1 protein-coding gene is annotated in these 520 nt (G+C 49.6%); it reads right to left on the minus strand.

All coding sequences use genetic code 11. The annotated features are described in order from the left end of the window. Positions 1-40: 40 nt before the first annotated feature. The coding region (locus R7Q48_RS31015; protein ID WP_318134255.1) for a beta-ketoacyl synthase chain length factor at positions 41-520 on the minus strand (480 nt) is incomplete at its 5' end.

Raw genomic sequence — 520 nt, forward strand, 5'->3', positions numbered from 1 at the left:
AAACCCGTGGCGAGCACGCGCCAATACTGATTTAAGCGATTCATTGTTTGCGCCATTCCCAAGATTGCTGTGGGGCATGGATGGTCCACTGAGTTTTGTCTGACAAGTAGTGCTGCAAAAACGCTAAGCCTTGTGGCAAAAGGTGGCCTTGTGTTTCTACGCTGTGGCTGCTGCGCAACGTAAAATCATCACCGTTTGATAGCACCAAACCTAAGCCAAAGCCCGGATATTGCTGCTGTTCAAATTCGGCGTAGGATTCAGGTAAAGGTTCATCAAAGTCGACCAGCAGAACTTTCTTATCTGGATTGTCTGCTAAAAATAGCCACGCTTCTAATATCGCGCTTTGGAATGTATTTTCCGATGCCGCAATCGAAGTGAGAGGGATTGGCTGCTTGGTTGCGATGGTCGCTAAACCTGCCGCGGTATTGTGCACTGATTGAGAGAACGCCATTGGAGAGGCTTCTTCGCCACTGATGATGTCTGCAACCAGCGCGACACTGCGATGCAGTTCGCCATGACG

It is taken from the genome of Vibrio sp. 378, assembly GCF_033339435.1.